The organism is Aeromonas sp. CU5, from assembly GCF_002586745.1.
Classification (GTDB): Bacteria; Pseudomonadota; Gammaproteobacteria; order Enterobacterales; family Aeromonadaceae; genus Aeromonas; species Aeromonas sobria.
In genome coordinates this window covers 402,511-428,572 of sequence record NZ_CP023817.1, presented here as the reverse complement: position 1 = coordinate 428,572, position 26,062 = coordinate 402,511, and the positions used below count along the sequence as shown (strand labels likewise).

At 58.5% G+C, this 26,062-nt stretch carries 26 protein-coding genes; 15 read left to right on the top strand and 11 right to left on the bottom strand.

The annotated features are described in order from the left end of the window. Window positions 1-25: 25 nt before the first annotated feature. Entirely contained in the window at window positions 26-895 is an 870-nt protein-coding gene (locus CK911_RS01940) for a patatin-like phospholipase family protein (RefSeq protein WP_098968795.1), read from the top strand. A 69-nt stretch (window positions 896-964) separates the two neighbouring features. On the opposite strand, the gene CK911_RS01935 is transcribed toward CK911_RS01940, so the two are convergent. Together CK911_RS01935 and CK911_RS01930 are read right to left on the bottom strand one after the other, a co-directional pair. Beyond that, window positions 965-2,326 (bottom strand): sodium-dependent transporter, encoded by a 1,362-nt coding sequence (locus CK911_RS01935; RefSeq protein ID WP_068978720.1) that lies wholly within the window; start codon window positions 2,324-2,326, stop codon window positions 965-967. 200 nt (window positions 2,327-2,526) lie between these two features. Beyond that, window positions 2,527-2,793 (bottom strand): DNA-binding transcriptional regulator, encoded by a 267-nt coding sequence (locus CK911_RS01930; RefSeq protein ID WP_005338367.1) that lies wholly within the window; start codon window positions 2,791-2,793, stop codon window positions 2,527-2,529. A 259-nt stretch (window positions 2,794-3,052) separates the two neighbouring features. On the opposite strand from CK911_RS01930, the gene CK911_RS01925 reads away from it, so the two are divergent. The 3 genes from CK911_RS01925 (at window position 3,053) to ompA (CK911_RS01915) (ending at window position 6,290) form a co-directional block, all read left to right on the top strand. Then, window positions 3,053-3,649 (top strand): hypothetical protein, encoded by a 597-nt coding sequence (locus CK911_RS01925; RefSeq protein ID WP_098968794.1) that lies wholly within the window; start codon window positions 3,053-3,055, stop codon window positions 3,647-3,649. Window positions 3,650-3,957: 308 nt separating this feature from the next. Further along, window positions 3,958-4,977, top strand: coding sequence for a porin OmpA (gene ompA, locus CK911_RS01920; protein ID WP_042020568.1), 1,020 nt, complete (start codon window positions 3,958-3,960; stop codon window positions 4,975-4,977). 311 nt (window positions 4,978-5,288) lie between these two features. Next, window positions 5,289-6,290, top strand: coding sequence for a porin OmpA (ompA, locus tag CK911_RS01915; RefSeq protein ID WP_098968793.1), 1,002 nt, complete (start codon window positions 5,289-5,291; stop codon window positions 6,288-6,290). 163 nt (window positions 6,291-6,453) lie between these two features. Here ompA (CK911_RS01915) and CK911_RS01910 read toward each other — a convergent pair whose 3' ends face one another. Together CK911_RS01910 and CK911_RS01905 are read right to left on the bottom strand one after the other, a co-directional pair. Continuing rightward, entirely contained in the window at window positions 6,454-8,145 is a 1,692-nt protein-coding gene (locus CK911_RS01910; protein ID WP_042020564.1) for an NAD-dependent malic enzyme, read from the bottom strand. 69 nt (window positions 8,146-8,214) lie between these two features. Continuing rightward, window positions 8,215-9,072 carry an AraC family transcriptional regulator gene (locus CK911_RS01905; RefSeq protein ID WP_172953937.1) on the bottom strand — a complete coding sequence of 286 codons (858 nt, stop codon included), beginning with the start codon at window positions 9,070-9,072 and terminating at the stop codon, window positions 8,215-8,217. Between the two features lie 120 nt (window positions 9,073-9,192). Between CK911_RS01905 and CK911_RS01900 the strand changes: the two genes are divergently transcribed. Together CK911_RS01900 and CK911_RS01895 are read left to right on the top strand one after the other, a co-directional pair. Next, window positions 9,193-10,572, top strand: a complete 1,380-nt coding sequence (locus CK911_RS01900; protein WP_098968792.1) for an MATE family efflux transporter — start codon at window positions 9,193-9,195, stop codon at window positions 10,570-10,572. A 132-nt stretch (window positions 10,573-10,704) separates the two neighbouring features. Beyond that, a complete protein-coding gene (locus CK911_RS01895) occupies window positions 10,705-10,953 on the top strand; it encodes a DUF2498 family protein (RefSeq protein WP_042020559.1) in 249 nt (82 codons plus the stop codon). Window positions 10,954-10,983: 30 nt separating this feature from the next. Here CK911_RS01895 and CK911_RS01890 read toward each other — a convergent pair whose 3' ends face one another. After that, on the bottom strand, window positions 10,984-12,105 hold the full coding sequence (locus tag CK911_RS01890; protein ID WP_098972381.1) for a GGDEF domain-containing protein: 1,122 nt from the start codon (window positions 12,103-12,105) through the stop codon (window positions 10,984-10,986). A 235-nt stretch (window positions 12,106-12,340) separates the two neighbouring features. On the opposite strand from CK911_RS01890, the gene CK911_RS01885 reads away from it, so the two are divergent. The 4 genes from CK911_RS01885 to CK911_RS01875 all read left to right on the top strand — a co-directional run bounded on the left by CK911_RS01885 (window position 12,341) and on the right by CK911_RS01875 (window position 16,604). Further along, window positions 12,341-13,738, top strand: coding sequence for a nucleobase:cation symporter-2 family protein (locus CK911_RS01885; protein ID WP_068978727.1), 1,398 nt, complete (start codon window positions 12,341-12,343; stop codon window positions 13,736-13,738). Window positions 13,739-13,895: 157 nt separating this feature from the next. After that, the gene (locus tag CK911_RS21055; RefSeq protein WP_157774514.1) at window positions 13,896-14,063 is read left to right on the top strand and encodes a hypothetical protein; all 168 of its coding nucleotides are present in this window, start codon (window positions 13,896-13,898) and stop codon (window positions 14,061-14,063) included. 1 nt (window position 14,064) lies between these two features. Further along, entirely contained in the window at window positions 14,065-16,230 is a 2,166-nt protein-coding gene (gene yccS, locus CK911_RS01880) for a YccS family putative transporter (protein WP_042020558.1), read from the top strand. Between the two features lie 23 nt (window positions 16,231-16,253). Beyond that, entirely contained in the window at window positions 16,254-16,604 is a 351-nt protein-coding gene (locus CK911_RS01875) for a TusE/DsrC/DsvC family sulfur relay protein (protein ID WP_042020557.1), read from the top strand. Between the two features lie 96 nt (window positions 16,605-16,700). Here the strand turns inward: CK911_RS01875 and CK911_RS01870 are convergent, their stop codons facing one another. Together CK911_RS01870 and CK911_RS01865 are read right to left on the bottom strand one after the other, a co-directional pair. Then, window positions 16,701-17,615 (bottom strand): Gfo/Idh/MocA family protein, encoded by a 915-nt coding sequence (locus CK911_RS01870; RefSeq protein WP_042020556.1) that lies wholly within the window; start codon window positions 17,613-17,615, stop codon window positions 16,701-16,703. 128 nt (window positions 17,616-17,743) lie between these two features. Further along, window positions 17,744-18,628 (bottom strand): LysR family transcriptional regulator, encoded by an 885-nt coding sequence (locus tag CK911_RS01865; RefSeq protein ID WP_042020555.1) that lies wholly within the window; start codon window positions 18,626-18,628, stop codon window positions 17,744-17,746. A 105-nt stretch (window positions 18,629-18,733) separates the two neighbouring features. Here CK911_RS01865 and CK911_RS01860 point away from each other — a divergent pair, with 105 nt between their 5' ends. The 4 genes from CK911_RS01860 (at window position 18,734) to CK911_RS01845 (ending at window position 21,614) form a co-directional block, all read left to right on the top strand. Then, window positions 18,734-19,342 (top strand): short chain dehydrogenase, encoded by a 609-nt coding sequence (locus CK911_RS01860; protein ID WP_042020554.1) that lies wholly within the window; start codon window positions 18,734-18,736, stop codon window positions 19,340-19,342. Between the two features lie 183 nt (window positions 19,343-19,525). Next, a complete protein-coding gene (locus tag CK911_RS01855; protein ID WP_098968791.1) occupies window positions 19,526-20,026 on the top strand; it encodes a DinB family protein in 501 nt (166 codons plus the stop codon). Window positions 20,027-20,265: 239 nt separating this feature from the next. Beyond that, the gene (locus tag CK911_RS01850) at window positions 20,266-20,802 is read left to right on the top strand and encodes a YbhB/YbcL family Raf kinase inhibitor-like protein (RefSeq protein ID WP_042020552.1); all 537 of its coding nucleotides are present in this window, start codon (window positions 20,266-20,268) and stop codon (window positions 20,800-20,802) included. Between the two features lie 11 nt (window positions 20,803-20,813). After that, window positions 20,814-21,614, top strand: coding sequence for an AraC family transcriptional regulator (locus CK911_RS01845; RefSeq protein WP_098968790.1), 801 nt, complete (start codon window positions 20,814-20,816; stop codon window positions 21,612-21,614). A gap of 168 nt (window positions 21,615-21,782) precedes the next feature. Here the strand turns inward: CK911_RS01845 and CK911_RS01840 are convergent, their stop codons facing one another. From CK911_RS01840 to CK911_RS01830, 3 genes are all read right to left on the bottom strand, one after another. After that, window positions 21,783-22,334: a hemerythrin domain-containing protein gene (locus tag CK911_RS01840; RefSeq protein ID WP_068978735.1), complete on the bottom strand. Its 552-nt coding sequence runs from the start codon at window positions 22,332-22,334 to the stop codon at window positions 21,783-21,785. Window positions 22,335-22,404: 70 nt separating this feature from the next. Beyond that, a complete protein-coding gene (gene ung / locus CK911_RS01835; RefSeq protein ID WP_098968789.1) occupies window positions 22,405-23,082 on the bottom strand; it encodes a uracil-DNA glycosylase in 678 nt (225 codons plus the stop codon). A 69-nt stretch (window positions 23,083-23,151) separates the two neighbouring features. Then, entirely contained in the window at window positions 23,152-23,883 is a 732-nt protein-coding gene (locus CK911_RS01830; RefSeq protein ID WP_098968788.1) for an ABC transporter substrate-binding protein, read from the bottom strand. Window positions 23,884-24,252: 369 nt separating this feature from the next. Here CK911_RS01830 and grcA point away from each other — a divergent pair, with 369 nt between their 5' ends. Further along, window positions 24,253-24,633: an autonomous glycyl radical cofactor GrcA gene (gene grcA / locus CK911_RS01825; protein ID WP_042020546.1), complete on the top strand. Its 381-nt coding sequence runs from the start codon at window positions 24,253-24,255 to the stop codon at window positions 24,631-24,633. Between the two features lie 119 nt (window positions 24,634-24,752). Here grcA and CK911_RS01820 read toward each other — a convergent pair whose 3' ends face one another. Continuing rightward, complete coding sequence (locus CK911_RS01820) at window positions 24,753-26,033, bottom strand: dicarboxylate/amino acid:cation symporter (RefSeq protein WP_042020545.1); 1,281 nt, start codon at window positions 26,031-26,033, stop codon at window positions 24,753-24,755. Window positions 26,034-26,062 lie beyond the last annotated feature (29 nt).

The window sequence follows — 26,062 nt, the reverse complement described above, 5'->3', positions numbered from 1 at the left end:
CTTCAACCCTTTTTGGAGGAAAGTCGTGCCACGTAAACCCCGCGTAGGGCTCGCTCTCGGGAGCGGTGCCGCCAGAGGATGGGCCCACATCGGTGTCATCCGCGCTCTTGAGCGTCTCGGTATCAAACCGGACTTGATCGCTGGCTGCTCCATCGGCAGCTTTGTTGGTGCTGCGTATGCCGCCGGAGAACTGGATCGGCTGGAGTCATGGGTGCGCGGCTTTACTCGCCTGCAGGTGGTCAGCCTGCTCGACCCGGCCCTCTCTGGCGGGCTGTTTCGCGGTGAAAAGGTGTTTGGCCTTGCGGCCAACCATCTGGGCAACCCGGAGCTGGAGTCCCTGCCCATCCCCTTCGCCTGTGTCGCTACCGAACTCGATACCGGCCGCGAGATCTGGCTGCAACAGGGCCCGCTGCGCCAGTCGGTGCGCGCCTCCTGCGGCATGCCGGGGATCCTCACCCCCACTCGGGTCAACGACCGCTGGCTGGTTGATGGCGCAGTGGTCAACCCGGTGCCCATCTCGCTGGCCCGCGCCATGGGCGCAGAGGTGGTGATTGCGGTCAACCTCAACACTGACATGCACCAGCCCTGGACCGATGAACCGGATCAACCGGGCAGCAGCGGCCTGCTCAGTCAGTGGCTCAATAGAGGGGAGACGCCCCCCGCCACGCCCGGTCTGTGGAGCGTGATGAGCGGCGCCATCAACATCATGCAGGAGCGGATCACCCGTGCCCGGATGGCCGGGGACCCGCCAGACATTCAGCTCTGCCCGCGCCTTGGCAGTTTATCCATCATGGATTTTCATCGCGCCAGCGACGCCATCAACGAGGGGGAGGCCTGTGTCGAGCGCAACCTCGATCAGCTCAAGGATGAACTGAGCCGCCTCGGATTGCTGTGATCCTCACGCCAATCGCACCAACAAAAAGAGCGCCTTGCGGCGCTCTTTTGCTATGACCAAACTGCGGGTTTAGAACAGCCCCAGCCCTTTGAGCATCACGATCAGGATCAGCAGCGGCGATACGTAACGGATGATAAAGAACAGTGGCTTGAGGATTGGCAGCACCAGCTCGCCGCCATTGCTCAGGGCATCGCGCATCTTCTCCTCGCCCCATACCCAGCCCACAAACAGGCAGAGGAAGATACCGCCTAGCGGCATCAGGATGTTGGAGGAGAGGTAGTCGAACAGATCGAAGAAGGTCTTGCCCGCAATCTGCACATCCGCCAGCACGTTATTGGAGAGCGCACAGGTGGAACCGACTGCACCCAGTACCAGCAGGTTGATCAGGGTCGCCTTGGGGCGGCTCATCTTGAAGCGCTCGGAGAGCACCGAAACCGGCACTTCCAGAATGGAGAGCATGGCGCCGGTGGCCGCGATGGCCGACAGCACGAAGAACAGCACCATGAAAACATGGCCAAACGGGATGCTGGCAAACACCGCCGGAATGGTGATGAACAGCAGTGAAGGACCGGCGGTCGGCTCGAATCCGAAGGCAAACACCGCCGGGAAGATGGCAATACCGGCCAGCATGGAGACGAACAGGTCGGCGCACATCACCCGGAACGCGGTGACCGGAATGTTCTGGTCATCACGGAAGTAGCTGCCGTAAGTCATCATGCAGCCCATGCCGATGGAGAGCTTGAAGAAGGCCAGCCCCATGGCGGTCAACACCACCCCAGCGGTGATCTTGGAGAAATCTGGCGAGAAGAGGAAGGAGAGCCCTTCGCTCGCCCCCGGCAGGGTCAAACTGCGGACACCAATGATCAACAACAGGATAAAGAGCACCGGCATCAGCTTCTTGGTGACCGCTTCGATCCCCTTGGAGACCCCCATCAACAAGATGCCGCCCATCAGGGCCAGTACCAGCCACTGCCACAGCAGGCTCTGCAGCGGGTTGCTGATCAGCGCGCCAAACGCCGCGCCGGTGACCTTGGGATCAGTGGAGAGAATGGAGCCGTCGATCGCCTTGAAGATGTAGGCAAACACCCAGGCCGCGACTTCCGAGTAAAAAGACATGATCAGGAAGGCTGCCAGCACCCCCATCACCGCAATCAGCCACCAGGGTTGGCCCTTGGGAGCCAGCTTGCTCAGGGTAGTCACCGCGTCAGTTTTGCTTTTGCGGCCCAGCATGATCTCGGAGATCATCACCGGCAAACCGACCAGCAGGGTCGCGATCACGTAGACCAGCAAAAAGCTGGCGCCACCGTTTTCACCGGTCAGATAAGGAAATTTCCAGATATTGCCGAGGCCGACTGCTGAACCAAGGGTGGCGGCAAGGACGCCGAATTTACTGGTAAAGCCGTCGCGGGCCTTGGGAGGTGTTTGACTCATGCTTGTCTCACTTATTTCGCATCATGCGAGATGAACCGGGTTTTGATGGTAGGAATTTTCTGAGGTTTATGGTGGTTTGCCAAGATTTTTTGAGCAAAAGCCCTATATAGAGCACAGATAAGGAAAATGCAGGAGCCAGGATACTGATTAACAGGCAAAAAAATGCCGCCCGAAGGCGGCATTTCTATTCACATTGATGATCACGCCTTGGCGAGGTCATCCGGTCCAATCTGGCCAATTTCGGCGACTTTTTTGTCTGCCAGCAGCCAAAGGGTGAACTTGTGCAGATCCGGGTGGTGAGCCAGGGCAACCAGGAAGGCGCCACCCACTTCACGATAACCCAGCTCGTAGTTCTTCAGCGTGGTGGGGGGAACACCCAGCAGATCAGCAAACTTCGGACGGCTCAAACCAACCGCTTCACGGATCTGACGGATCTTCTTGCCAACAGTGACGATATTTGAATTCATAATGTTCCATACTCCGTTTTTGGCGGATTTACTCCGCCTTATTTTTCGCGACGACTCGTAGTCAAGTGTATCAGTTTTGTGCGGACTCGTTATGGTCGAGCCTCTATCTTTATGAGCGCCTTTCGGCGACAACCCTTGTCTTCATCGCGGATGGTAATCGCTCAGCCGCTTCAGGTAAACAGTCTCGAAAAGAAACCACATATTGTGGCCCCCCTAATAACTCGTATAATCTGCCGGCTACCCATAAAGAGGAATAAGTATGGCGTTTCCCGGCATTATCTCTCGCCTGCACCCCGTTTCCAGCCCCGCAGAACTTCAGCGACAACTCCATCAGGGTGAACAATATCGCGCCGAAGCATTCTGGCTCCCGGGCATGTTGCACAGCCAGGCCAACGAGGTCTTGGTGACCCTGTCAGACAAGTGCAGCCTGTTTTTAGAACTGGACCACCAGGAGTTGCCTCTGCGCAGCCACGATGGAAGATTGCATAGCAACGGCCAGATTATCACCGTCAATGGACAAACAATGACCTTGGCAACCACCCCGGGTGATGGTGGCCTGGTACCCGAATCTGGCATGGCCGAGATGGCCGTCTGGCTGGAAGCGGGACACCACCATTTTCTCTGTTCAGCTGCGGTTCAGCCAGTGGCGCGGGCCATCCTCAATATCTGGCCATTAGACCCCTATCTGGCACGCCATTTTTTGACTGGTTTCACCCCCCTGTTGCAGGGTGCAACGGAGGCAGATTACCTCGCGGTCTTTACGGCCAGAGAATATCCAGCCAACCCGCATTCTGACTGGGTTCAGGCCTATATGAAGCTTGAAAAGAAACTGCACCGGGCCTATCTGGATCACTAATTAATCTGGATAAACAGCCAGTTATCCACACGACACAATTTGCCATAAGGCTCATTTGTGAGCTTGATCATGTTTTCAAATCGGCATAGAGTGCGCCTCGTCATTGGAATGACGCCAGCTGCCTGGTAGCGGTTTATTACGTTCTGCGTACCGTACCAGTGCACGAGACACACCAGGAGAGTGTGCAAACCCGGAACCTCCGGGTCACCTGCCAGACTCGACGCCAGCAGTACGGCGGAGCTGCAGTTTACATAAATTAAAAAGTGCGAAGCACGTGAACAACGTGCGATCTCAACGAGGATTTTTTTATGATGAAAATGGCTCCTTCCCTGATTGCCATCGCTATGGCTACTCTGGGTGCTACCGCTGCTCACGCTGCTGACGACATCTACTTCGGTGCCGGTGCTGGTGCTGCCCACTTCAACGGTCTGAACGATATCGCCGGCGTAGCTAGCGGTACTGAAGATGCGGCTGCTGCCAACGCGTTCGTTGGTTACAACTTCACCGAAAACTTCGGTACCGAACTGGGCTACCAGTATGCCGGTCGTGGCAACACCAACGGCGACCGTTACGAAAACCAGGGCGCTACCCTGTCAGGTATCGCTCGTCTGCCAGTTGGCAACGACTTCTCCCTGTTTGCTGAAGGCGGCGCCTACTGGGCTCACACCGACGGTCTGGGCGTAAGCGACACTAAAGTGTCCCCGCTGGCTGGTGTTGGTGTGACTTACAAAGTCAACGACGCGCTGGATCTGCAAGCCCGTTACCGTTACATGTGGAATGTCGCTGACCTGCACAACGATACCATCAGCTCTAAAGCTGACCAGTACGTTGGTACTCTGGAAGCGGTATACCACCCGTTCCGCACTTCCTACGTTGCTCCGGTAGCAGCTCCGGTTGTTGCAGAAGCTCCGGCCCCTGCTCCGCAGATGGTTGAGAAGAGCTTTGCTCTGAACTCTGACGTACTGTTTGCCTTCGGCAAAGAGACTCTGAAGCCGGAAGGCGTTGCAGCCCTGAACGGTCTGTATCAGCAAATCGTTGAATTCCAGCCGAAAGATGGCAACGCTGTTGTTGTTGGTTACACCGACCGTATCGGTTCCGACGCTTACAACCAGAAGCTGTCTGAAGCCCGTGCTCGCACCGTTGCCAACTTCCTGGTAACCAAAGGTATGGCCGCTAGCAAAGTTGCTATCGAAGGTCGTGGCGAAGCTAACCCGGTAACCGGCACCAAGTGCAACAACGTTACCGCTAAAGCCCAGCTGATCTCCTGCCTGGCTCCGGATCGTCGCGTAGAAGTACGTGTATCTGGCGTACAAGAAGTTCAGAAGTAATTTGAACTGACTTGAATGCTACGAAAAGGGGATGCTAACGCATCCCCTTTTGCATATCTATTTCCCCCTCCCCCGCTTGCCTGTCACATCTTCCCCTTAACTTGCCTGCTAACGCCCAAAAGCATAAAGTAGTTGCGCCTGTAAGGTATTGGATAAGCACTAAAAAGCGCTTCGTGTCCGGTCTGTTGTCCATGACGCCAATGCATCATGAGAGTCCAAAAGCCTTCGCTATCCACTTTGCTGGCGATTTTTTCGCAGCAATAAAAACAAGTGCATTGCCCGACATGGGCTAACACAACGAGGATAAACCGATGAAACTCAAAATGGCTCCTACCCTGATTGCACTGGCGCTGGCCGCCGCAGGCACCACGGCACAGGCGGCCGATGACTGGTATACCGGTATCGGTGCAGGTTGGGCATATGCTCACAATCTGGATGATGTTAAGGGTCTGGATACCGATAAAGATGCCACTGCACTGAGTCTGTTCGGCGGCTACAACTTCAACGACTACTACGCAGCTGAACTGGGCTACCTCTACGCCGGTAGTGCTGGCGTTGACGGAACCGACTTCAAAACCCAGGGTGCAACCCTCTCCGGCATCGCCCGTCTGCCGCTGAATGATATTTTCTCAGTGTTTGCTGAAGGTGGTGCCTACTTCAATCACGTCAACGGTAATGGCAACAGCGACAACGGCACCGCGCCGCTGGCTGGTCTCGGCCTGACTGCCAAGGTCTCTGACCTTATCGATGTGCAAGCCCGCTACCGCTATCTGTGGAATCTGGGCAGCGAGCAGAAAACCTGGGAGAGCGACATGAGCGTCGCCACCCTGGAGCTGGTGCTGCACCCGAACCGCACCTCCTATGTGGCACCGGTTGCCGCCCCCGCCCCTGAGCCGGTTCCCGAGCCGGTGCTGGTCGACAAGAACTTCGCCCTGAGCTCTGACGTGCTGTTTGCCTTTGGCAAATCGACCCTCAAGCCAGAAGGTGTCGCAGCGCTCAACACCCTGTATCAACAGATCGTTGAGGTTCAGCCGAAAGATGGCAGCGCCGTGGTCGTCGGTTACACCGACCGTATCGGTTCTGATGCCTACAACCAGAAACTCTCCGAAGCGCGTGCCCGTACCGTCGCGGACTTCCTGGTAGGCAAGGGTCTGCCTGCTGGCAAAGTTGCCATCGAAGGTCGCGGTGAAGCCAATCCGGTCACTGGCACCCAGTGCAACAGCGTCAAGGGCAAGGCTCAGCTGATCTCCTGCCTGGCGCCGGATCGCCGCGTTGAAGTGCGCGTCACCGGTGTCCAACAAGTGACCCAATAACCTTGTGCTGAAAACAGCGTACAACCAGAGGCCCGACGGGCCTCTTTTTTTGACCGCACCAGGCAAGGTTCAGAAAGAGCGGCTTGAGCGTCACTACCTTATATAAAAGAGGGAGGCATCAGCCTCCCTCTTTTCATCTCACAGTTTGCCCTGCCCAACGGACTTAGAACGAGGTGCGGCGGTAGCGGCGATACTCCGGATGCCAGAAGTTGGCTTCGATGGCCTGATCGATCACCTCGTCCGGGGTCTGCACCGCCTTGCCCTGCAGCATGGCGGTCTTGGCCACCATCTTGGCGATGTAACGGGAGACCTCGTGAATGTCCGCCAGATCCGGCAGCAGAGAGCCTTCAGCACCTTTTACCAAGGGCGAGCACTCCGCCAGCGCACGGCTAGCCGACATCAGCATGGCATCGGTCACCCGGGTGGCGCCGGAGGCGATAACGCCCAAGCCGATCCCCGGGAAGATAAAGGAGTTGTTGCACTGGGCGATGACGTAGCGCTTGCCCTTGTGCTCCACCGGCGCAAACGGGCTGCCGGTTGCCACCAGCGCCTGACCGTCGGTCCAGCGGATCAAATCAGCAGGCGTCGCCTCGACCCGGGAGGTGGGGTTGGAGAGCGGGAAGATGATGGGACGGGCACAGTGCTTGTGCATGGTCTTGACCACCTCTTCGGTAAACAGCCCCGGCTGGCCGGATACCCCGATCAAAATGTCAGGATGACCATGCTCCATCACCTCCAGCAGAGAGATGTTGTCCCCCACCGGCCAATCAGCAATGCGTTCCACCGGCTGGGAGAGACGGCGCTGGAAATCGAGCTGGTTGGGGATCTTGTCGGTGATAAGACCGAAACGGTCCACCATAAAGACCCGGCCACGAGCCTGTGCATCGGTCAGCCCCTCGGCCTTCATCTGCGCCACGATCTGCTCGGCAATGCCGCAGCCCGCGCTGCCTGCCCCGAGGAAGGCGACCCGCTTTTCGGAGAGCTTGGCGCCGGAGGCCTTGCAGGCGGCAATCAGGCTACCCAGCGTCACCGCAGCAGTGCCCTGAATATCGTCGTTGAAGCAGCAGAGCTCGTTCTTGTAGCGATTGAGCAGCGGCATGGCGTTGTTCTGGGCGAAATCCTCGAACTGCAGCAGGATATCGGGCCAGCGGCGCTTGACCGCCTGAATGAAGGCATCGACAAACTCGGCATACTCTTCACCTGAGATGCGCGGATTGCGCCACCCCATGTAGAAGGGGTCATTCAGCAGTTGCTGGTTGTTGGTGCCCGCATCCAGCACCACCGGCAGGCAGTAGGCGGGCGAGATACCGCCACAGGCGGTGTAGAGCGACAGCTTGCCGATGGGGATCCCCATACCGCCAATGCCCTGATCGCCGAGACCCAGGATCCGCTCGCCATCGGTGACCACGATCACTTTGACATTCTGCTTGGTGGCGTTTTGCAGCATGTCATCGATCCGATCCATATCCGGATAGGAGATAAACAGGCCACGGGCGCGGCGGTAGATGTTGGAGAACTCTTCACACGCCTTGCCAACGGTCGGGGTATAGATGATCGGCAACATCTCGGTCAGGTGGTTGTGCAACAGACGGTAGAACAGCGTCTCGTTGGTGTCCTGAATGTTGCGCAGATAGATGTGCTTGTCCATGTCGTTACCAAACGCCATGAACTGGCGATAGGCGCGCTCGGCCTGCTCTTCGATGGTCTCGATATTTTGCGGCAGTAACCCTTCGAGATTAAAGTGGCCGCGCTCTTCACTGGTGAAAGCGCTGCCCTTGTTGAGCAGTGGGGTCTCCAGCAGGGCGGGACCGGCGTAGGGAATGTAGAGGGGACGTTTCTTATTATCTTCAAACATGGATCTTGATACCTAAACGATTAGCGAGACGCAGGAACCCGCCGATCCTAGGGACTTGCGCCATGAATTTCAAAGAGTTTGCACATCTGTTGCAAAAGGTTTGCGACCCAGTCGACGAAAAGCACCCGGCGTCTGCCCTGTCAGGCGGCGAAAGCGGTTGGCAAAGTTGGCCCCATCGCTGTAACCGACCCGGATCGCCAGCTCACCGAGTGACCAGTTGGTATAGAGCAGCAACTGGCGCGCCTTGCTCATTCTGAGCTCGGTCACCCTCGCCATCGGCCCCATACCAAATGCTTGCTGACAAAGGCGATGCAGATGGGGCACCGAACAGGCCATCTGGTCAGCCAGCAGGGCCACACTCCAGGGTTCGTCAAGGCGCGCCTCCACCCGGCGAAACAGCGCCTGCAACCGCAGCTCCGGGGTGCCGCGAACCTCCCCTTGCAGGGTGCGCTCCAGCAGTGCCAGTAGCAGACTGAGCAACTGAGGCTGCAACGGTGAGCGCACGCCTTCTACCTGCATCAGGCTGAGCAGATGGTAGAGCTGATCGCCGCCATCCCCTTGCCAGATGCGATGACCAAGCCGGTGCAGGTGCTGCCAGCGCGGCACGTCATCGAGCAAAATCCAGCTGATCTGCCAGCTCTCCCCAACCAGCTTGAGGCCGCCGGGCACGGCGGCGGGCAGGAAAATCAGCGACCCAGCCGGAATGGCTTGCTCCCCCTCGTCGGTGAGCAGAACCCCACCCTCATCGTGACTCACCATCAGGATGTGAAACTCGGGGCGATTGCGGCGGATAACATAGTGATCCCGCACCCTGGAGAGGCCGGTCAGAAAGATGCCCGCCTCACCGAGCAGAGGCAGCCCTTCACGCCCCAGCATCCGCTCTTCACAGCCAGGGGCTATCTCCAGACACTCGCTGATAAATGGCATAACACCTCAACAGGATAGTTTTGCACAAGAAAACCGAGAGGTATCCACAGTGGGAAAACCTCGATATCCACCTATCATACCCCTGACAAACCTTGCTTTTCTCACCCCCGGTTAAAAACTATGAATTATTGGCAAGCGATTTTAAAACAAACCACTGATCGCGAGTTCATGACCCGACTGTGGCGGCTGGCGCTGCCTGTCTCGCTGCAGTCCATGATGTTCTCCCTGCTCGGCCTCATCGATATCATGATGGTGAGCCAGCTTGGCACCACTGCGGTGGCGGCGGTCGGCTTGGGTAACCGGGTCTTCTTCTTCAATCTGCTGGTGATAGCGGGCCTCTCGGGCGGGGTCTCGGTATTGTCAGCGCAATACTTCGGGCGCGGCGAGCTGGCTGGTGTGCGCCGATCCCTGGCGCTGGCGCTGGTGGGGGCCCTGCTGGTCACCCTGCCGTTTGCCTTTCTCTATGTGTTATCGCCGGGCAGCGTGCTGGGCTTTGCCAGCCAGGATCCGGCACTGCGCCTGCTGGCGGATCAATTCCTGATGATCACCGGCGCCACCATCCTCTGTACCGCCATCGTCGTGCCGTTGGAATCAGCCCTGCGCTCGGTGGGCAACGCCGCCGCCCCGACCCGCATCGGCATTATCGCCATCATTGCCAACGTCATCCTCAACTACGCCCTCATTTTCGGTCACTTCGGCTTCGAGGCGATGGGCGTAGCCGGGTCGGCCTGGGGCACCACCATTTCACGCCTGCTGCAAACGGCCTTGCTGCTGATCTACGTGAAGCGTTATGAGTCACGGCTGATCCCGCGCGCACCAGACTGGCTGGCCGCCTTCAAACGCAAGGAGGTGGTGCGCTTCACCCTGATCGCCCTGCCGCTCTTGTTCCACGACGGGCTCTGGGCCTTTGGCATGCTGATTTACGGCTTTCTCTACGCCCATCTGGGGACCGATTCGCTGGCCATCATGACCACCCTCGGCACGCTGGAGAGCATCCTCATCTCCCTCTTCTTCGGGCTGGCAGTGGCTTGCTCTACCCTGCTCGGCCACCGACTCGGGGCCGAGGAGTACGACATCGCCTGGCAACACTCCCAGCTGTTCCTGCTGCTGGCGCCGATTGGTGCGCTGCTGGTAGGGATCGCGGTCTGGTTGCTGCAAGCCAATCTGCTGCAGTGGGTCGGCAACCTCCCCGCCGAGCTGATGACCGAGGCGGGTCAGGTACTCGGCATCATGTGTCTGGGGATGCTGCTCAAGGTGTTCAATATGGTGGGGATCATCGGCGTGCTGCGCTCTGGCGGTGATGTGAACTACAGCATCTTCATCGATATCGTCAGCATGTGGTGCATCGGCATCCCGCTCGCCTGGGTGGCCGTCAGTGTGCTCGGCTGGCCCCTCTCCTGGGTGGTGGCAGTGGTGTTGCTGGAAGAGTTGAGCAAGGTGCTGCTGGTGCAACGCCGCATTCGCCAGCGGCGCTGGCTCAAAAACCTGGTGATAGGATAAACAGCACGGATCGGGGTCATATCAATGACAGTAAAAACCCGTTTGCAGTATGCTAGTCGCCTCTCAATTCAGAGGCAGGGCGCCGCCATATGCAGCAACGCCGCTGCCTCGTAGTCGTTTAAGGAGACGAGCATGCAACCCGAAAAAGAGCTGATCACCGAGAGTGCCTTGCTGGAGATGGCCAATACCATCATCAAAAACCACGAGGATTTCATCCACGGCATGCGTGCCGATTCGGTGGAACAAAAGAGCGACATTCTGGTATTCAAAGGAGAGTTCTTCCTGGCCGAAGATGGCACCCCGACCGGCAAGACCATGGCGGTATTCAACATGTTCAAGCTGCTGGCCCAGCAGCTCTCCGGCAAGTACCGGCTGAGCTAAGTTCGACACGTCGCCAACAAGATGCCGCCCTCAGGCGGCATCTGTTTTTACGCTCGGCTGATGCTCAACCACCACGCAGTTGCGGCCCGCCATCTTGGCCTGATAGAGACACTCGTCGGCACGGTTGATCAGAATATCGATGGTGTCATCGGGGCGCGCCATGGCAATCCCGATACTCACCGTCACCTCCAGCAACTCATCAGCGGTGGGGCTCTTCACCAGCCGCGCCTCGACCGCAATGCGCAACCGCTCGGCCATTTTGCTCGCCTGCGCCGGGTCAGCACAGTTGTGGATCAAAATGGCAAACTCTTCTCCCCCATAACGCCCCAACACCATCCCTGAGTCCAGTTGTTCATTCAAGGTCGCCGCGACGTCTTTGAGCACCGCATCCCCCGCCAGATGACCATAGATGTCATTGATCCGCTTGAAACGGTCCAGATCCAGCAGCAACACAGCAAACGATCTCTTCTTGGATAACAGTCTGGCACGGGCTTGCTCCAGCTCTTTCATCAACAAGCGGCGATTCATCATGCCGGTCAGCTCGTCGGTGGTCGATTCCCGATAGAGCCGCAGCAACATGTTGAGCTGACCACACTGCACCCAGCAGCTGGCCAGGGTGAACATGCCAAGCACCCACACCTGATTCAGGGTGGCCTGACTCCAGATGGTCTGGCCCACCAGCAGCCAGTGGCCCAGCAGCATGGTCAGCAGCACCACCCCCGCCAGTTGTAACCCGAGGGAGAGAGGAATAGGAAAGATGGCAAACAGGGTGATCAGCAGATAGGGAAAGGCCACATAGCCCGCTTGCAGCTGTTGTTCTGTACCAAAGCTATGGAGGCAAAAGAGCGAGAAGAGCATCATCACCGCCATCAAATAGCCGAGTGCCAGCTTCATCCGCTCACGACGAAAGTGGATGAGATAGGAGAGCGGGATCAGGGGTGAGAGCGCCAGAGTGCAGAAGATCCTGGCCTGAAACAGTTGCTCGAAATGACCCGCAGGCAAGGTAGCCCAATCTATCACGGCCCACACCGGCAAGCCCGCCATCAGCAGGCAGGTGAGCAGGCGCAAACGCACTGTCATAAACCCCATGCGGGTACGGGTAAAATCTTCGGAGTGAGCCTTGGCACTCCAGAACTCCGCCAATTTCAGCATCTGGATGCTCCACATAACTAAAGAGGGCTCATTCTACACCGAGTCAGGGGGGGGCAAGGGAAAATTAAACCGTGATGAGGGTCACACAAACCGACAGATGATAACCGCAGCGCGCAAACGTTTCAATGTATCGAAAAATAAACCTTTTTCCGCATAATTAGCGCTGGTCAGCACCATTTCAATCACTACAATAGCGCCCAATTTTCTCCCCCTCCCCACACCATTCGAGGTACTTATGGAACAGGCTGCCGCCGCCCCCATCACCCCTGAGGCACATCCACCCCGACGAGCGCACAGCGAACTGGTCTACGGTATAGATGATGTCCCTCCGCTACCCCAGACCCTGTTCGCCGCCCTGCAGCATATGCTCGCCATGTTTGTCGCCATCATCACTCCTACTCTCATCATCGCCAATGCCCTCGGGCTCCCTGCTGCCGACACCCGTTATATCGTCTCCATGTCACTGGTCATGTCCGGTATCGCCTCCTTCATCCAGACCCGCCGCTTCGGCCCTATCGGTTCCGGTCTGTTATCGGTACAGGGCACCAGCTTCAACTTCCTCGGCCCTATCATCGCCTCGGGCCTCGCGCTACAGCAAGCCGCCATGCCGACGGAAGATATGCTCGGCACCCTGTTCGGCACCATGATGGTGGCGGCACTCACCATGGTGATCCTGAGCCGCTTTCTGCATCTGGTACAAAAGGTGATCACCCCGCTGGTGACCGGCATAGTGGTGTTGCTGATCGGCCTGACCCTGATCAAGGTGGGTCTGATCAGCATGGGCGGTGGCTACGGTGCCCTTGCGGATGGCAGCTTTGCCAGCCACAGCAACCTGTTGCTTTCCCTGCTGGTGCTCGGTCTTATCGTGCTGCTGCAGCGCAGTCGCAACCCCTGGCTGCGCCTCTCGGCCATCATGATCGCCATGCTGACCGGCTATGCCGTGGCGCTGCTGCTGGGCAAGGTGACACCACCAACCTTTGACGGCCCCATGGTGATGGTGCCGATCCCCTTGCGTTATGGCCTGGGCTTTGACTGGCAGCTGTTTGTGCCACTGGCCATCATCTTTGTGGTAACCGCACTGGAAGCCATTGGTGATATGACCGCCACGTCGGATGTATCTGGCGAACCGGTCAGCGGCAAGATCTATATGAAACGGATTAAAGGGGGGGTGCTGGCTGATGGTTGCAACTCGATTATGGCCGCGCTCTTCTCCACCTTCCCCATGTCTACCTTCAGTCAGAACAATGGCGTCATCCAGCTGACCGGGGTGGCCAGCCGCTATGTTGGCCTCTTTATCGCCGGCATGCTGGCGCTACTCGGCCTGTTCCCCGCGGTCGCCAGCCTGGTACAACAGATCCCGGAACCCGTGCTGGGAGGGGCCACCATAGTGATGTTCGGCACCATTGCTGCCGCGGGTGTCCGTATTATTTCCCGCGAGGAGCTGGATAGACGCGCCCTGATGATCCTGGCAGTCTCGATTGCGATGGGACTGGGCGTCGCCCAGGTGCCCGAGGTCTTGCAACATATGCCGGAACTCGTCAAGAGCGTGCTCTCCTACGGCGTCGCCACCGGTGGTATCACTGCTATCTTGATGAACCTGTTGCTACCCAAGCGCGAAAAGCCCCGCGTCTGAGCTATCACCACCCGATAGCGGATGCAGTGTGGCGATGCCCGGTTTTTCCGGGGAGGTGACGGTTAGTGACAGTGCTAGCCGGGTGCCAAACAGGATCATCGATTGACTCATCGCCATTTCTGTCAAGATAATAGGTAAATCAACAATATGAAGCGAAGTGGCCCTGATCCAAATCAGGGCCACTTCGCGCTTGGCAGGTTACTATCCCGCTCTCGTCTCGTTCAAAGGTTTCACCTCTCTCATGCTGATGGATCTCTCTGGCCTGCTGCGCGGACTGCTGACCGACAGTCGCATCGATTTCACTTCGCTCAAGGAGGGGATCTAGCATGCCCATGGACTTCTCCAGTCTGTTACGCCGACTGCTCACCGATAGTCACATCTATTTCGCCCTCAAGGTGCTGCTGGCCATTCTCGGTCTGCTCGCCTTCACCCTGGCCACCGGCAATATCCAGCTCACCGTGCTGCTCTCCCTCGGGTTAGTGGCAGGCGCCATCGCCGAAACCGACGACAGCCTGTGGGGACGCCTCAAGAACCTCGCCATGACGCTCATCTGCTTCATGTTTGCGTCCCTCTGCGTGCAGTATCTCTACCCCACCCCCTGGCTGTTTGCCATCGGGCTGGCCAGCTCCACTTTTATCTTCGTGATGGTGGGGGCGCTCGGTGCCCGCTACGCCACCATCAGCTTTGGCTCGCTGCTGATCGCCATCTACACCATGCTGGGGGCCGCCAAGGCGCCGGATCTCTTCTACCAACCGCTGGCCCTCGGCGCTGGCGCCCTCTGGTATGGGCTGGTCTCTTTCATCTGGCTCTGGCTGCTGCCCTACAAAACCCTGCACGAGCAGCTGGCCCAGAGCTATTTCGCCCTTGGCCGCTATCTGCTGGAAAAAGCCCGCTTCTTCCCGGCGGACGAGCACGGTGCCCAGGCCATTCGCCACAATCTGGCCCAGCTCAATATCAATCTGGTGAGTGCGTTGACCCTCACCAAGTCGGCCCTCAACGCCCGCCTGAGCCGCCGCCATCCGGCCAGTCCGGAGCTTGCCAGCCTGCTGCGCCTCTACCTGCTGGCGCTGGAAATTCACGAGCGCGCCACCTCCAGCCACTACCCTTACAGCCGACTGGAAGCGGAGCTCAAACAGGGCATAGTGCTGGAAGGATTTCAGGAGGTGTTCCTGCAACTCTCCGAGGCGTGTCAGCGGCTCGGTTACGCCATTTTGGTGCACAAACCCTACAGCCATAACAAGCGCATTCACTGGACGCTGCAGGCCCTTGGCGATCAGCTGGAATTCACCCATCTCAAGCAGCACTACCCGAAAACCCTGCTGACGCCGATGAAGTTCCTGCGCCGCAATCTGGCCAGCATCAACCAGCTGCTGGGCAACGCCGAGGGACTGCAAAACCCCGAGCAGGCGCCGCAAAACCTGCCTGCGCTGGCGCGCCCGCCCCGCCTGCCACTGCTGACCCAGCTCAAGCAGCACCTCACCTTGCACTCCATGGTGTTTCGCCATGCATTGCGCTTGTCGCTCGGGCTGGTGATCGGCTACGGCATACTGCAAGCCTTTGATCTGGAAAAGGGCTACTGGATCTTGCTCACAGTGCTGTTTGTCTGCCAGCCCAGCTACAGCGCCACCCGCCGCCGACTGGTGCAGCGGATGCTCGGCACCTTCGCCGGGATTCTGGTGGGCATTCCGGTGCTCTGGCTGTTCCCCGAGCTACACGTTCAGCTGGTGGTGATGGGGCTCGCCGCCTTCCTGTTCTTCACCCAGGTGCGCAACAACTACAGCGCCGCGGTCTGCTTTATCACCCTCTATGTGTTGATGGCGTTCAATCTGCTCGATGGCATCGGCTTTGCCATTCTGGGGCCGCGCTTGCTCGATACCCTGCTCGGCTGCCTCATCTCTTACGGGCTGGTGGCCTGGCTGTGGCCGGACTGGCAATACAAGCGGCTGCCGACCCTGATCGCCAATTCGCTGTCGGCCAACGCCCGCTACCTCTCGGCGGTGCTGGCGAGCCTCACCCAGCAGCGGGATGAGTCCATCGACTATCGGGTGGCGCGCAAGAGCGCCCATCTGGCCGACAGCGAGCTGGCGACCGCCTGGCAGAGCATGCTGGTGGAGCCGCAAAAGCGCCGCCGCTTCCTCGATCTCTGCTTTACCCTCACCTGGCGCAACCACGCCCTGCTCTCCTACATCTCGGCGCTGGGAGCCCATCGCGATAAGCTGGAGGCGGTGAACGGGCTGGATGAGCTGCGCCACCATATCTGCCACACCCTGGAGCAGGCCGCCGGTCATCTGGCGGGCAACCCCTCCAGCTCCCTCGGCAGCAAGAACCTGCTGATCACCCCCGATGATGACCAGGAGAGCAGCGAGGAGCAGCTGATGCTGACCCAGCAGCTCAACCTCATCAGCGAGCTGGCGGATCAGTTGCTGCATCTGGCCAACGAGAGCCGGTTGCTCACCGGGGATCAAGGCGCTACCATGCCCGCCCAATCCTGATAGCCCCATTAGCGAGGAGCCCCATGTCTGCGTCCGAACAACATCAGCTGGAATTAAACGGCCAACTCATCAAGACCGATGCCAAGGGCTACCTGCTCAACAGCAACGACTGGAGCGAGGAGCTGGCGCTGGTGCTGGCTGCGCAGGAGGGGATCGAGCTGGAGGAGCCGCACTGGGAAGTGGTGCGCTTTGTGCGCGCCTTCTATCTGGAGTTCAACACCTCCCCCGCCATCCGCGCGCTGGTCAAGGCGATGGAAAAACAGTACGGCCCCGAGAAGGGCAATAGCCGCTATCTCTACAAGCTGTTCCCGGAAGGGCCCGCCAAGCAGGCGACCAAGATTGGCGGCCTGCCCAAGCCGGTGAAATGTATCTGATCCCATAAAACGGGGGCCGCATCTGCGGCCCCCGTTGTTTTTGATGCGCCTTCCCCGCGCAACGCGCATTCATGTCACGCCCACTTCCAGCCAGCCTTATCCCCGCTGTTCAGCCTGTGCGACCAGCTGCTCTGCCAGCCGGTGGCCATGCAGGTAGGAGGCGATCAACTCGCTATCGGCCTTGCCCAGTTCAATCTGCTGATACCAGTGTTCCAGCATGGCGGCAAAGCCGCGCTGGGCCAGCACCGGCTGCCAGTCGTTGGGAGCGAGCGTCAGGGCCTGCTTGTCACGGGCGATGATGCCGCGAGTGCAGTTCTCAAGATGCAGCGAGAGATTGTCGCCATAGGCATCGATGCGCTCCTCGGTGATGCCGGCGCTGCGGTTCATGCTGCCGCTGATGGCGCGGTCCCCGCTCTGCCAGCTGACGCTCACCCCGGCCAGCAGCCGCTGGTCCTGGGCACTTGGCCGCAGCACCGCCTGAAAATCCCCCTGTGGCGCGCCGCCATAGAAGCAGAGACTGTCGAGCACGTGAATAAAGTCGTCGAACAGAAAATCCCGCGCCTTGCCGGGCAGGGCGAAGCGGTGCTTCTGCCAGTTGAGCTCGGTGAGCGGCTGGGCACGGGCGGCATCCATGGCGGGCAGATAGCGGCGGTTGAAGCCGACAAACAGCGCACAATCCTGCGCCATGGCGAGGTTGGCAAGCTCCTCGGCCTCGGCCAGCGTGTCGCACAGGGGCTTGTCGACAAAGGTGGGGATGCCTGCGCGCAGGCACTGCTCGGCCAGCTCGCGATGCACCGCGGTGGCGGCGTGGATCATCACGGCGTCGGGGCGACTTGCCAGCAGGGCCGCCACATCGGTAAAGCACTCGGCGACCCGATACTGGCGGGCCAGCTGCTCCAGCACCGATGGATTGCGGGTGCAGAGCAGCGGGGTGACCCGCTCGTCGCTCGTCAGCAGCGGCAGATAGGCTTTTTGGGCGATATCCCCCAGACCAATCATGGCAATGCGCATCTCAACTCCTTTTCACTCGATAACGGGACAAGCGGATAACTGCCCGCACCATCGCAGGATTTCCCCCGCAGATCCAGCCTGCCGTTACCGCGCTGGCTGGCGGCGGCCGCTCTCTGCAAACGGCGGCGTTATCTGGGCATGGCAAGATCGCAGACCGACTTAATCACCTCGGCCAGCCACTCGATGGCCAGATTGCCCTGACTTTTGCGATGTCTGCCGACCACCACCTCGAACGGCTGCGGCGACCCGGCCATCGCCACGGTGCGAAAATCCCCGAGGGCGGCGATGGCCGACGGGATGCAGGCCGCCACGTCATTGACCGACATAAAGGCTTGCAGCGAGGTGTAACAGGGGAGCGTCGCCACCGCCGAGCTGGCGACCTGCTGCGGGCTCATCTGCCCTTCAAAATTGCCGACGCTGTTGGCGAACTGCACAAAGGGGATGGCCGCCATATCCTGCGGCTGGGCATTATCCGGAAGATATCGGGAGTCCTGGCGCAGCACGCAGCAGTAGTGATCCCGGCGCAGGGTGGCGCGCAGCAACCCCGGGTCGATATAGGCATCAAAGCCAATCACCAGATCCGTCTCGCCACTGGCCAGCGCGTCCAGATGCAGCTCGGCCTGAAAATCCACCACATCGAGCCGGATGAAGGGCGCCTGATTGCGCAGAGCGCTCGCCAACCTTGGGATAATGGCGAGCTGGGCATACTCGTTGGCCATCACCCTGAAAGTGCGCTGGCTGCTGGCCGGATCAAAGGGGGCTGCCACAAAGACCCCGTCGATATCGGCCAGGATCTGCTCGAACTTGTCGGCCAGCTCGCAGGCGTAGTCGGTCGGCTGCAACCCGGCGCTCTGGCGGATAAACAGCTCGGCGGGAAAGAGATCGCGCAGCTTTTTCAGATGACTGCTCACCCCCTGCTGGGAGATCTCCAGCAGCTCGGCCACCCGCGACACACTCTTGTATCTGACCAGCAGCACCAGCACCCGCATCTGCCTGATATCGATCTTCTCCACCCTCACCTCACCAATTTAAGTTGTATCACATACAAATTATCCATGATTTACATTGTATCAGTAGCTCTCTAACCTTGCAGCTCTTCCAGCAAAGCGAGGTTAACGATGAAAACTGTCATTCTGATTGGTGCTCAGGGGAAAATGGGGCAAGCCGCCCTCAGTGGTCTGGGCAAGCACAAGGTGATCACTGCCAGCCGCTCCGGCGAGGGGTGTGATTTTCAGGTGGATATCACCAGCAAGGAGTCAATCGAGCGGCTCTACCAAAACGTGGGCTCCTTCGATGCGGTGGTCAATACCGCAGGATTTTGCGAATACGCCCCCTTTGGCGAGATGAGCGAAGAGCAGTGGCAAACTACCATCCAGAGCAAGCTGATGGGGCAGATCAATCTGGTCAATATCGGCCTCAACTACATCAATCAGGGGGGCTCCTTCACCCTGATCTCCGGCATTCTCAATATCAAGCCGATCCCGCTGGCCATTGCCGATGCCACCACCAGCGGCGCCATCGATACCTTTGTCCAGTGCGTGGCCCACGAGCTGCCCCGCGGCATCCGCATCAATGTGGTCAACCCGACCGTACTGGAAGAGGCGTGGGACGTATATGGCGAGATGATGCCCGGCTTCCAGCCGGTGCCGGGCGCCCTGGTCGGCAAGGCGTTTGAGCGTTCCGTCGATGGCTTTATTAGCGGTCAGGTGCTCTATGTCGATGCCTGATCCTGTTCAGGCCTGACCCCAATGCCTTTGTAATTCCTTGTCGATGTTTTTCCTCTTCCCCGAAAGCGCCAGCTCTCGGGGCTTTTTGTATGGCGGGGGCAGAATAGCGACAGGATGGGTTTCGTATTGGACCCTCCCTGGCTAGCAGGCCGCACTTTACGAAGCGACAAGGGCAAGGAAGCGATGAACAACAAGACAGTTCAATCCCTCTTTCACTACAAGCGGTGGGCCGATGGCGAGCTGCTGGATGCAATCGCCACACTCGATGCGCAGCAATATGGCGAGGCCCACCACACCTGCCTTAGGATCTTCAACCATATCCATGTGGTCGATGCCATCTTCAAAGCCAATCTACTGGGTAAAACCCACGGCTTTGCCGCCACCAATACCCCGGAGACACCGACTCTGACCGCCCTACGCAGCTCGGTCACGGAACTGGATAACTGGCTGGTGGATTATGTCGAGACCCTGAGCCCGCAAGAGGGGGCAACCCCGCTCTCGTTTCGCTTTGTCGATGGTGACAAGGGGCAGATGAGCCGTGACGAGATGCTGCTCCATCTGGTGACCCACGGCGGCTATCACAGGGGGGCAATCGGGCGGATTCTGGTGCAATGCGGCATCACGCCCCCGCGCGATACCCTGACCACCTTCCTGCATCGCAGCGAACCAGCACGGCAACGATGACCCTCTCGTGGTCCGGGCAGTGACGAGATGATCCTGCGCTAAGCCGCACCTCTCATCGTCAAACAAAAAACCGGCATCCATGATGCCGGTTTTTTTATGGCTGCTATTTACCCTCTCGCCATAAAAACCACCTAAAGGCTCAAATAACTCACAAATAGACGTAATATTGAGCCGTTCTGCAACAAAACTCTGCCCTGCTCTCGCTAAAGTGATCCCGTTACCACACGAGGAGTCACCCGATGAAATTGCTCAAACCTGCCGCCCTGCTGCCCCTGCTCTGTATGGCGGCCCTGCCCACCTCTGCCATGACCCTGAAGAGCACGGATATTCACGAAGGCCAGTTGATGGACAAACAGCTCAGCTTCAACGGCTTTGGCTGCAGCGGCGACAACCGCTCGCCCCAGCTGAGCTGGCAGGATCTGCCGACAGGCACCAAGAGTGTCGCTATCACTGCCTATGACCCCGATGCCCCAACCGGCAGCGGTTGGTGGCACTGGCTGGTGGTGAACCTGCCAGCCACCCAGAGCGAGCTGGCCAGCAATGCCTCCGGCAAGCTCAAGCAGGGATTGGAGATCCGCACCGACTTTGGCAGCCAGGGTTACGGCGGCCCCTGCCCGCCCGCGGGTCACGGCATGCACCGCTATCAGTTCACCGCCTGGGCCCTGCCCCATGATCTCGAGGTGAAGGCCGATACCCCGCCCGCTATGGTAGGCTACATGCTCAACAGCATGGCGCTCGGCAAGGCCACCCTGACCGCCACCTTCGTCACCCCCTAGGAGCCAACCGGATGAGCACCCCCCTGCTGCAACAGAGCCACTATCTCGGGATCCGCCAGCAGCCCCTGCATCGGGTGCTCATCTATGCCCCGACCCTCATCTGGGTCACCCAGGGGAGCAAGCAACTGTGGTGGCGCGAGCGGCGCCTGTCGTTTGACAGGGAGCGCTGGCTGCTGATCCCGGCAGGCCACCAGCTCACCTTCGTCAATCAGCCGGAACAGGGCAAATTTCGCTCCCACGCCATCACGCTGCTCACCCCGCCACCGCAGGAATGGCTGGCCGAGTCAGCCCCTTCCCATACCAATCTGGATGAGCCAGCCGTCAAGGTCACCCCCGGGCTCGCCTTCTGCTTTGAACTCATCAGCACCATGGCCGAGCGGGGGCTGAGCGAAGCGACCCGGGCCGAACTGCTACGTGGCTTCTACGCCGAGCTGCGGGCCGCCAACGCCCTCGGGTTGCTCTTTCCCGCCAGCACCATGACCCTCGCAGAGCGGCTGGCCCGCTACCTGGCGGTAGAACCCAGCATCGACCACACCCTGGAGGCAGTTGCCCCCCACTTCTCCATGAGCCGCGCCTCCATGGTGCGCAAGCTGTCCGCCGAAGGTCGCAGCTTTCGCCAGTTGCTGGCTCAGGTGCGCATGAGTCACGCCCTCAACCTGTTGCAACAGCGCCTCACCCCGCTGGAGGTCGCCCTCGCCTGCGGTTATGACTCTCCCAGCCGTTTTGCCGCCCGCTTCAAACAGGAGTTCGGTCTGACTCCCCATCAATATCTGCACACCTGTCCCTCCACCCCACTCAGTCACGCCAGATAGTCGATAAGTAACTTTTCCAAAGAGAGTTACTACCGATAGTTGTCTGTTCTTGGACGCGCAATGGATGGCAACACCCTCCATGCAAAAGGCCTCCGGATGGAGGCCTTTTCTGTTTTCACTCAAGTTGCACTCACGGGGTACCCGCCGCGCTGCTGGTACGCACAGCGCTTAGCCGGTAGTGAGCGGCAAAGAGAGGCGTTTGGCCAGCGCCTGAAAGTGCTGGCTCACTTCGGCCCCGAACAGGGGGTCGCCAATGGCACGGTTCTGCCAGTTTTGCTCCAGCTGACGCCAGTCATCCTCGGTCAGGGAGTCACGCAGATGGGGGAAGATCACCCCCTCTTCGTAGTTCATGTGCGCCTCTTGCAGCTCCACGAAGCGCTCCAGCTTGGTGGTGAACTGATCGAGGGGGATCACCGCATCCATCAGGATCATCTCCACCATCTCCTTGAGATCGGCCCCGGCCTCCAGCAGCTTGACGTGCTCCTCCTGCAGGCGGTTGGCAACCTCCCCTTCCACCACCCGATATTTCAGGTAGTAGTCATAGATGAGGTCTTCCTTGGGATGGTGGTACTTGTCGGAGACCTCCCGCAGGTAGTCGATGACATCGCGCACCAAAAAGTAGCTGATGGGCTGTTCGGCATGGATGGCTGCCAACTTGTGCTTGAGCAGCTCCAAGAGTCGGGCGATGTTGAGATGGTCCTTGTGCAGACTGGATAACATGGGCACTCCTTGGCTCTGAATTAATGTTATGTCCCTGAGTATACGGTCATTTGTCGCCCGAACTTTGCACTCAATCAAGTGGGATGCAGACAGATTTCCACTCTATCTGACTCTTGCCCTGTTGTTCCAGCAAGCGATTGGTCTCGGTAAAGTGGCCACAACCGATGAAACCACGGTGGGCAGAGAGAGGGCTCGGATGGGGGGCGGTCAATACATGGTGGCGCTGACGATCGATAAAACGCCCCTTCTTCTGGGCATGTGCCCCCCACAACAGGAAGACTACCCCCTGACAGCTGGCATTGATCTGCTCGATAACCCGATCGGTGAAGGTCTCCCACCCGAGCTGAGCGTGAGAGTGAGCCTGACCGGCCTGTACCGTCAGCACGGTATTGAGCAGCAAGACCCCCTGTTTGGCCCAGGATTCGAGAAAGCCGTGATTGGGGGTGACAAAGTCGGGCAGATCCCGTTGCAACTCTTTATAGATGTTGACCAGTGAAGGAGGCGTACGTACCTCGGGCAGGACGGAGAAACAGAGACCGTGCGCCTGATTGGGGCCGTGGTAGGGGTCTTGCCCCAGGATCACCACCTTGACCTGATCCAGTTCGGTCAGCTTGAAGGCATTGAACACATCGGCTGTTGGCGGGTAGATCACCTTGCCCGCTTCACGCTCAGCTCTGACGGTCGCCAGCGTAAGTTTGAAATAGTCCTGCTCTTTTTCAGAGCCAATCACATCACTCCAGGTCTGCACCCCTAACTCCTCACTTGAATCGGCGAAGGGCTCAGGATAGGGGGCCAGCCCGCAAGACGCAACCGTGGCTCACTGTTGCCAGATCTGGGCAACACGCCCCGAGCGCTCCAGCTTGTGCAGGCCGGCGTTGAACAGCAACATCAAACGGCGCGCCTCGGGATCTGCCTTGCGCATCAACAGGTATCCAGGTTGCGACCAGATAGGATCAGCGGCACTGGTCAGCGCCAGCGATTGGGGATGACGGGAGATCGCTTGCTGGAACAGGGTCTGTGCCACCTGCTCATCCATCACCAGATAGCGGATACGTCCGTCGAGCAACTTGCCCATGCTCTCTTCATCGGAATCTGACCACTCGAGGGTGAGCCCGGCTTGGCGGGCGGCAAACCCATCGCCATAAAAATAGCCACGGGTGACCCCGACCGGCTGCTCTTTTAGCTCCCCCAGATTCACCTGCGGCGAACCGGCCAGCATAAAGAGGCGAGTCGTGAAATCACCGAGCGTGGCAGAAAAATAAAAGTGCTGTTCACGTTCACGGGAACGAAACCAGGGCATGGTGACCACATACCTCCCCTCCTGGGTCAGCTGGTAAGCCTGCGCCCAGGGGTAGAAGTGAAAGCTGACATCCAGCCCCGACTGAGCGAAAGCCTCGCGTACCACCTGGCAGAGGAATCCCTGATTGGGCAGCGCCTCACTGATATAAGGTGGCCACTCGCCCACGGCAATGCGCACCGTCTCGGCACGCACTGCGCTGGTACAACAAAACAGGGCTAGCCATGCCCACTTTCGCCACCCGCTCTTCACCCGGCACTCTCCTCAGTGTGTTTGCTGAGTGTAGCCAATCCCCCTACTCTCATCAGAAAAAAGCCCAAAAGGTGTAGTTAAATTACTAGATTGAAGATATAAAAGATGCATTATCTGGATATCTTACAATTTCGGAAAAATGACCTAAATTTGATTAAACTCAATAAATTAATGCCGTTGACATGCGGCTTTATTGAATTTTATTGATCTGAATCAATTTTGGTAATATTACCACCATGGTATATATGACCCCATCAAAGTAAAGGTGTAAGGCAAGGGCCCTTTAAGTCATCGCCATCGACGGTAGCTTAAATACATCAGGGTAATTTCCTTACAGTTGGATTCGCGTTCCCATTGAGGAGTCATACCATGATCAAAGGCATTCAAATCACCCAAGCTGCTAACACCGCTCTGCTGAACTCTTTCTGGCTGCTGGACGAAGAGAAGCAACAAGCTCGCTGCATCTGCGTCAAAGGCGATGCTTTCGCTGCCGATCAAGAAGTGCAACTGGCTGACCTGGGTCAGTTCGAATATCGTGAACTGCCAGTACAAACTGACCCGGTTGTTGAAGGTGGCCAGCACCTGAACGTCAACGTGCTGCGTCGCGAAACCCTGGAAGATGCTATCGCCAACCCGGAAAAGTACCCGCAGCTGACCATCCGTGTATCTGGCTACGCAGTGCGTTTCAACGCCCTGACCCCGGAACAGCAGCGTGACGTGGTTACCCGTACTTTCACCGCCAGCCTGTAATCAGCGCCTTGCAGTGAACCGCTGATACTCACGGTATCAGCACAATAAAAAAACGGCCAAACGGCCGTTTTTTTATTGCTCCCGCACCAGCCAACGCGGCCGTGCGGGGGAAAATGCGCTTAAGCCCTGTCCACTTCCAGCTGCCCGGCCTTGCCGCCGAGCACCGCATCCATCTTCTTCTGGTCCAGCTGCTTGCAGTATTTGGCGACCACCACGGTGGCAACCCCGTTACCGATCAGGTTGGTCAGCGCCCGCGCCTCGGACATGAAGCGATCGATCCCCAGGATCAGCGCCAAACCGGCCAGTGGCAGATGGCCCACCGCCGAAATGGTCGCCGCCAGCACGATAAAGCCGCTACCGGTTACCCCGGCCGCCCCTTTCGAGGAGATCAACAACACCACCAACAGGGTGATCTGCTGGAACAGGTCCAGCGGTGTATTGGTGGCCTGCGCGATGAAAATCGCCGCCATGGTCAGATAGATGGAGGTGCCATCCAGGTTGAAGGAGTAACCGGTCGGAATGACCAGCCCCACCACCGACTTCTGGCAACCCAGCTTCTCCATCTTGTCCAGCATCCGCGGCAATACTGACTCGGAAGAGGAGGTCCCCAGCACGATCAGCAGCTCCTCGCGAATGTAGGAGATGAAACGCAGGATGCTGAAGCCGGAGGCTTTGGCGATGCTGCCCAGCACAACGAAGATGAAAAAGAGGCAGGTGATATAGAAGCAGGCGATCAACTGGCCCAACTGTACCAGCGAACCCACCCCATATTTACCGATGGTAAATGCCATTGCCCCGAATGCACCGATCGGCGCCAGTTTCATTATCATATTGATAATGCCAAATATGACTTTGGAGAAACTGTCGATGACGCCGAAAATAACCTGTCCCTTTTCGCCAATATGGTGCAGGGAAAAACCGAACAGCACCGCAAACAACAATACCTGCAAGATATTGCCGCTGGCAAAGGCGCCGATCACGCTGCCCGGAATAATATCCAGCAAAAAGGCGATAATGCCCTGGGACTTGGCCTGTTCCGCATAGGCGGAGATGGCGCTGGCATCCAGTGCAGCCGGATCGACGTTCATGCCAACCCCGGGTTGCAGCAGGTTGACCACGCACAGCCCGATGATCAGGGCGATGGTGCTGACCACCTCGAAGTAGAGCAGGGCAATGGCGCCGGTCTTGCCGACCGCCTTCATGCTCTCCATCCCGGCAATACCGGTGACCACGGTACAGAAAATAACGGGGGCGATGATCATCTTGATCAATTTGACGAAGCCATCACCGAGGGGCTTCATATCAGCGCCCAGCTCCGGATAGACATGCCCCAGTAATACCCCGAGGGTGATCGCGAGCAATACCTGAAAATAGAGGCTGCTAAATAGTTTCTTTCGCATTATTAACGTCCTGTTAATTTAATTGCACA

Excerpts from the sequence above, each read along its gene's own strand:
- yccS (WP_042020558.1), top strand. The coding sequence starts at position 14,065 with ATGCCCATGGACTTCTCCAGTCTGTTACGCCGACTGCTCACCGATAGT.
- CK911_RS01905 (WP_172953937.1), bottom strand. The coding sequence starts at position 9,072 with ATGCCATTTATCAGCGAGTGTCTGGAGATAGCCCCTGGCTGTGAAGAG.
- CK911_RS01845 (WP_098968790.1), top strand. The coding sequence starts at position 20,814 with ATGAGCACCCCCCTGCTGCAACAGAGCCACTATCTCGGGATCCGCCAG.
- ompA (WP_042020568.1), top strand. The coding sequence starts at position 3,958 with ATGATGAAAATGGCTCCTTCCCTGATTGCCATCGCTATGGCTACTCTG.
- CK911_RS01840 (WP_068978735.1), bottom strand. The coding sequence starts at position 22,334 with ATGTTATCCAGTCTGCACAAGGACCATCTCAACATCGCCCGACTCTTG.
- CK911_RS01820 (WP_042020545.1), bottom strand. The coding sequence starts at position 26,033 with ATGCGAAAGAAACTATTTAGCAGCCTCTATTTTCAGGTATTGCTCGCG.
- CK911_RS01910 (WP_042020564.1), bottom strand. The coding sequence starts at position 8,145 with ATGTTTGAAGATAATAAGAAACGTCCCCTCTACATTCCCTACGCCGGT.
- CK911_RS01875 (WP_042020557.1), top strand. The coding sequence starts at position 16,254 with ATGTCTGCGTCCGAACAACATCAGCTGGAATTAAACGGCCAACTCATC.
- CK911_RS01860 (WP_042020554.1), top strand. The coding sequence starts at position 18,734 with ATGAAAACTGTCATTCTGATTGGTGCTCAGGGGAAAATGGGGCAAGCC.
- CK911_RS01870 (WP_042020556.1), bottom strand. The coding sequence starts at position 17,615 with ATGCGCATTGCCATGATTGGTCTGGGGGATATCGCCCAAAAAGCCTAT.
- CK911_RS01930 (WP_005338367.1), bottom strand. The coding sequence starts at position 2,793 with ATGAATTCAAATATCGTCACTGTTGGCAAGAAGATCCGTCAGATCCGT.
- CK911_RS01885 (WP_068978727.1), top strand. The coding sequence starts at position 12,341 with ATGGAACAGGCTGCCGCCGCCCCCATCACCCCTGAGGCACATCCACCC.
- CK911_RS01855 (WP_098968791.1), top strand. The coding sequence starts at position 19,526 with ATGAACAACAAGACAGTTCAATCCCTCTTTCACTACAAGCGGTGGGCC.
- CK911_RS01900 (WP_098968792.1), top strand. The coding sequence starts at position 9,193 with ATGAATTATTGGCAAGCGATTTTAAAACAAACCACTGATCGCGAGTTC.
- CK911_RS01935 (WP_068978720.1), bottom strand. The coding sequence starts at position 2,326 with ATGAGTCAAACACCTCCCAAGGCCCGCGACGGCTTTACCAGTAAATTC.
- CK911_RS01890 (WP_098972381.1), bottom strand. The coding sequence starts at position 12,105 with ATGCTGAAATTGGCGGAGTTCTGGAGTGCCAAGGCTCACTCCGAAGAT.
- ompA (WP_098968793.1), top strand. The coding sequence starts at position 5,289 with ATGAAACTCAAAATGGCTCCTACCCTGATTGCACTGGCGCTGGCCGCC.
- CK911_RS01925 (WP_098968794.1), top strand. The coding sequence starts at position 3,053 with ATGGCGTTTCCCGGCATTATCTCTCGCCTGCACCCCGTTTCCAGCCCC.
- CK911_RS01850 (WP_042020552.1), top strand. The coding sequence starts at position 20,266 with ATGAAATTGCTCAAACCTGCCGCCCTGCTGCCCCTGCTCTGTATGGCG.
- CK911_RS01895 (WP_042020559.1), top strand. The coding sequence starts at position 10,705 with ATGCAACCCGAAAAAGAGCTGATCACCGAGAGTGCCTTGCTGGAGATG.
- grcA (WP_042020546.1), top strand. The coding sequence starts at position 24,253 with ATGATCAAAGGCATTCAAATCACCCAAGCTGCTAACACCGCTCTGCTG.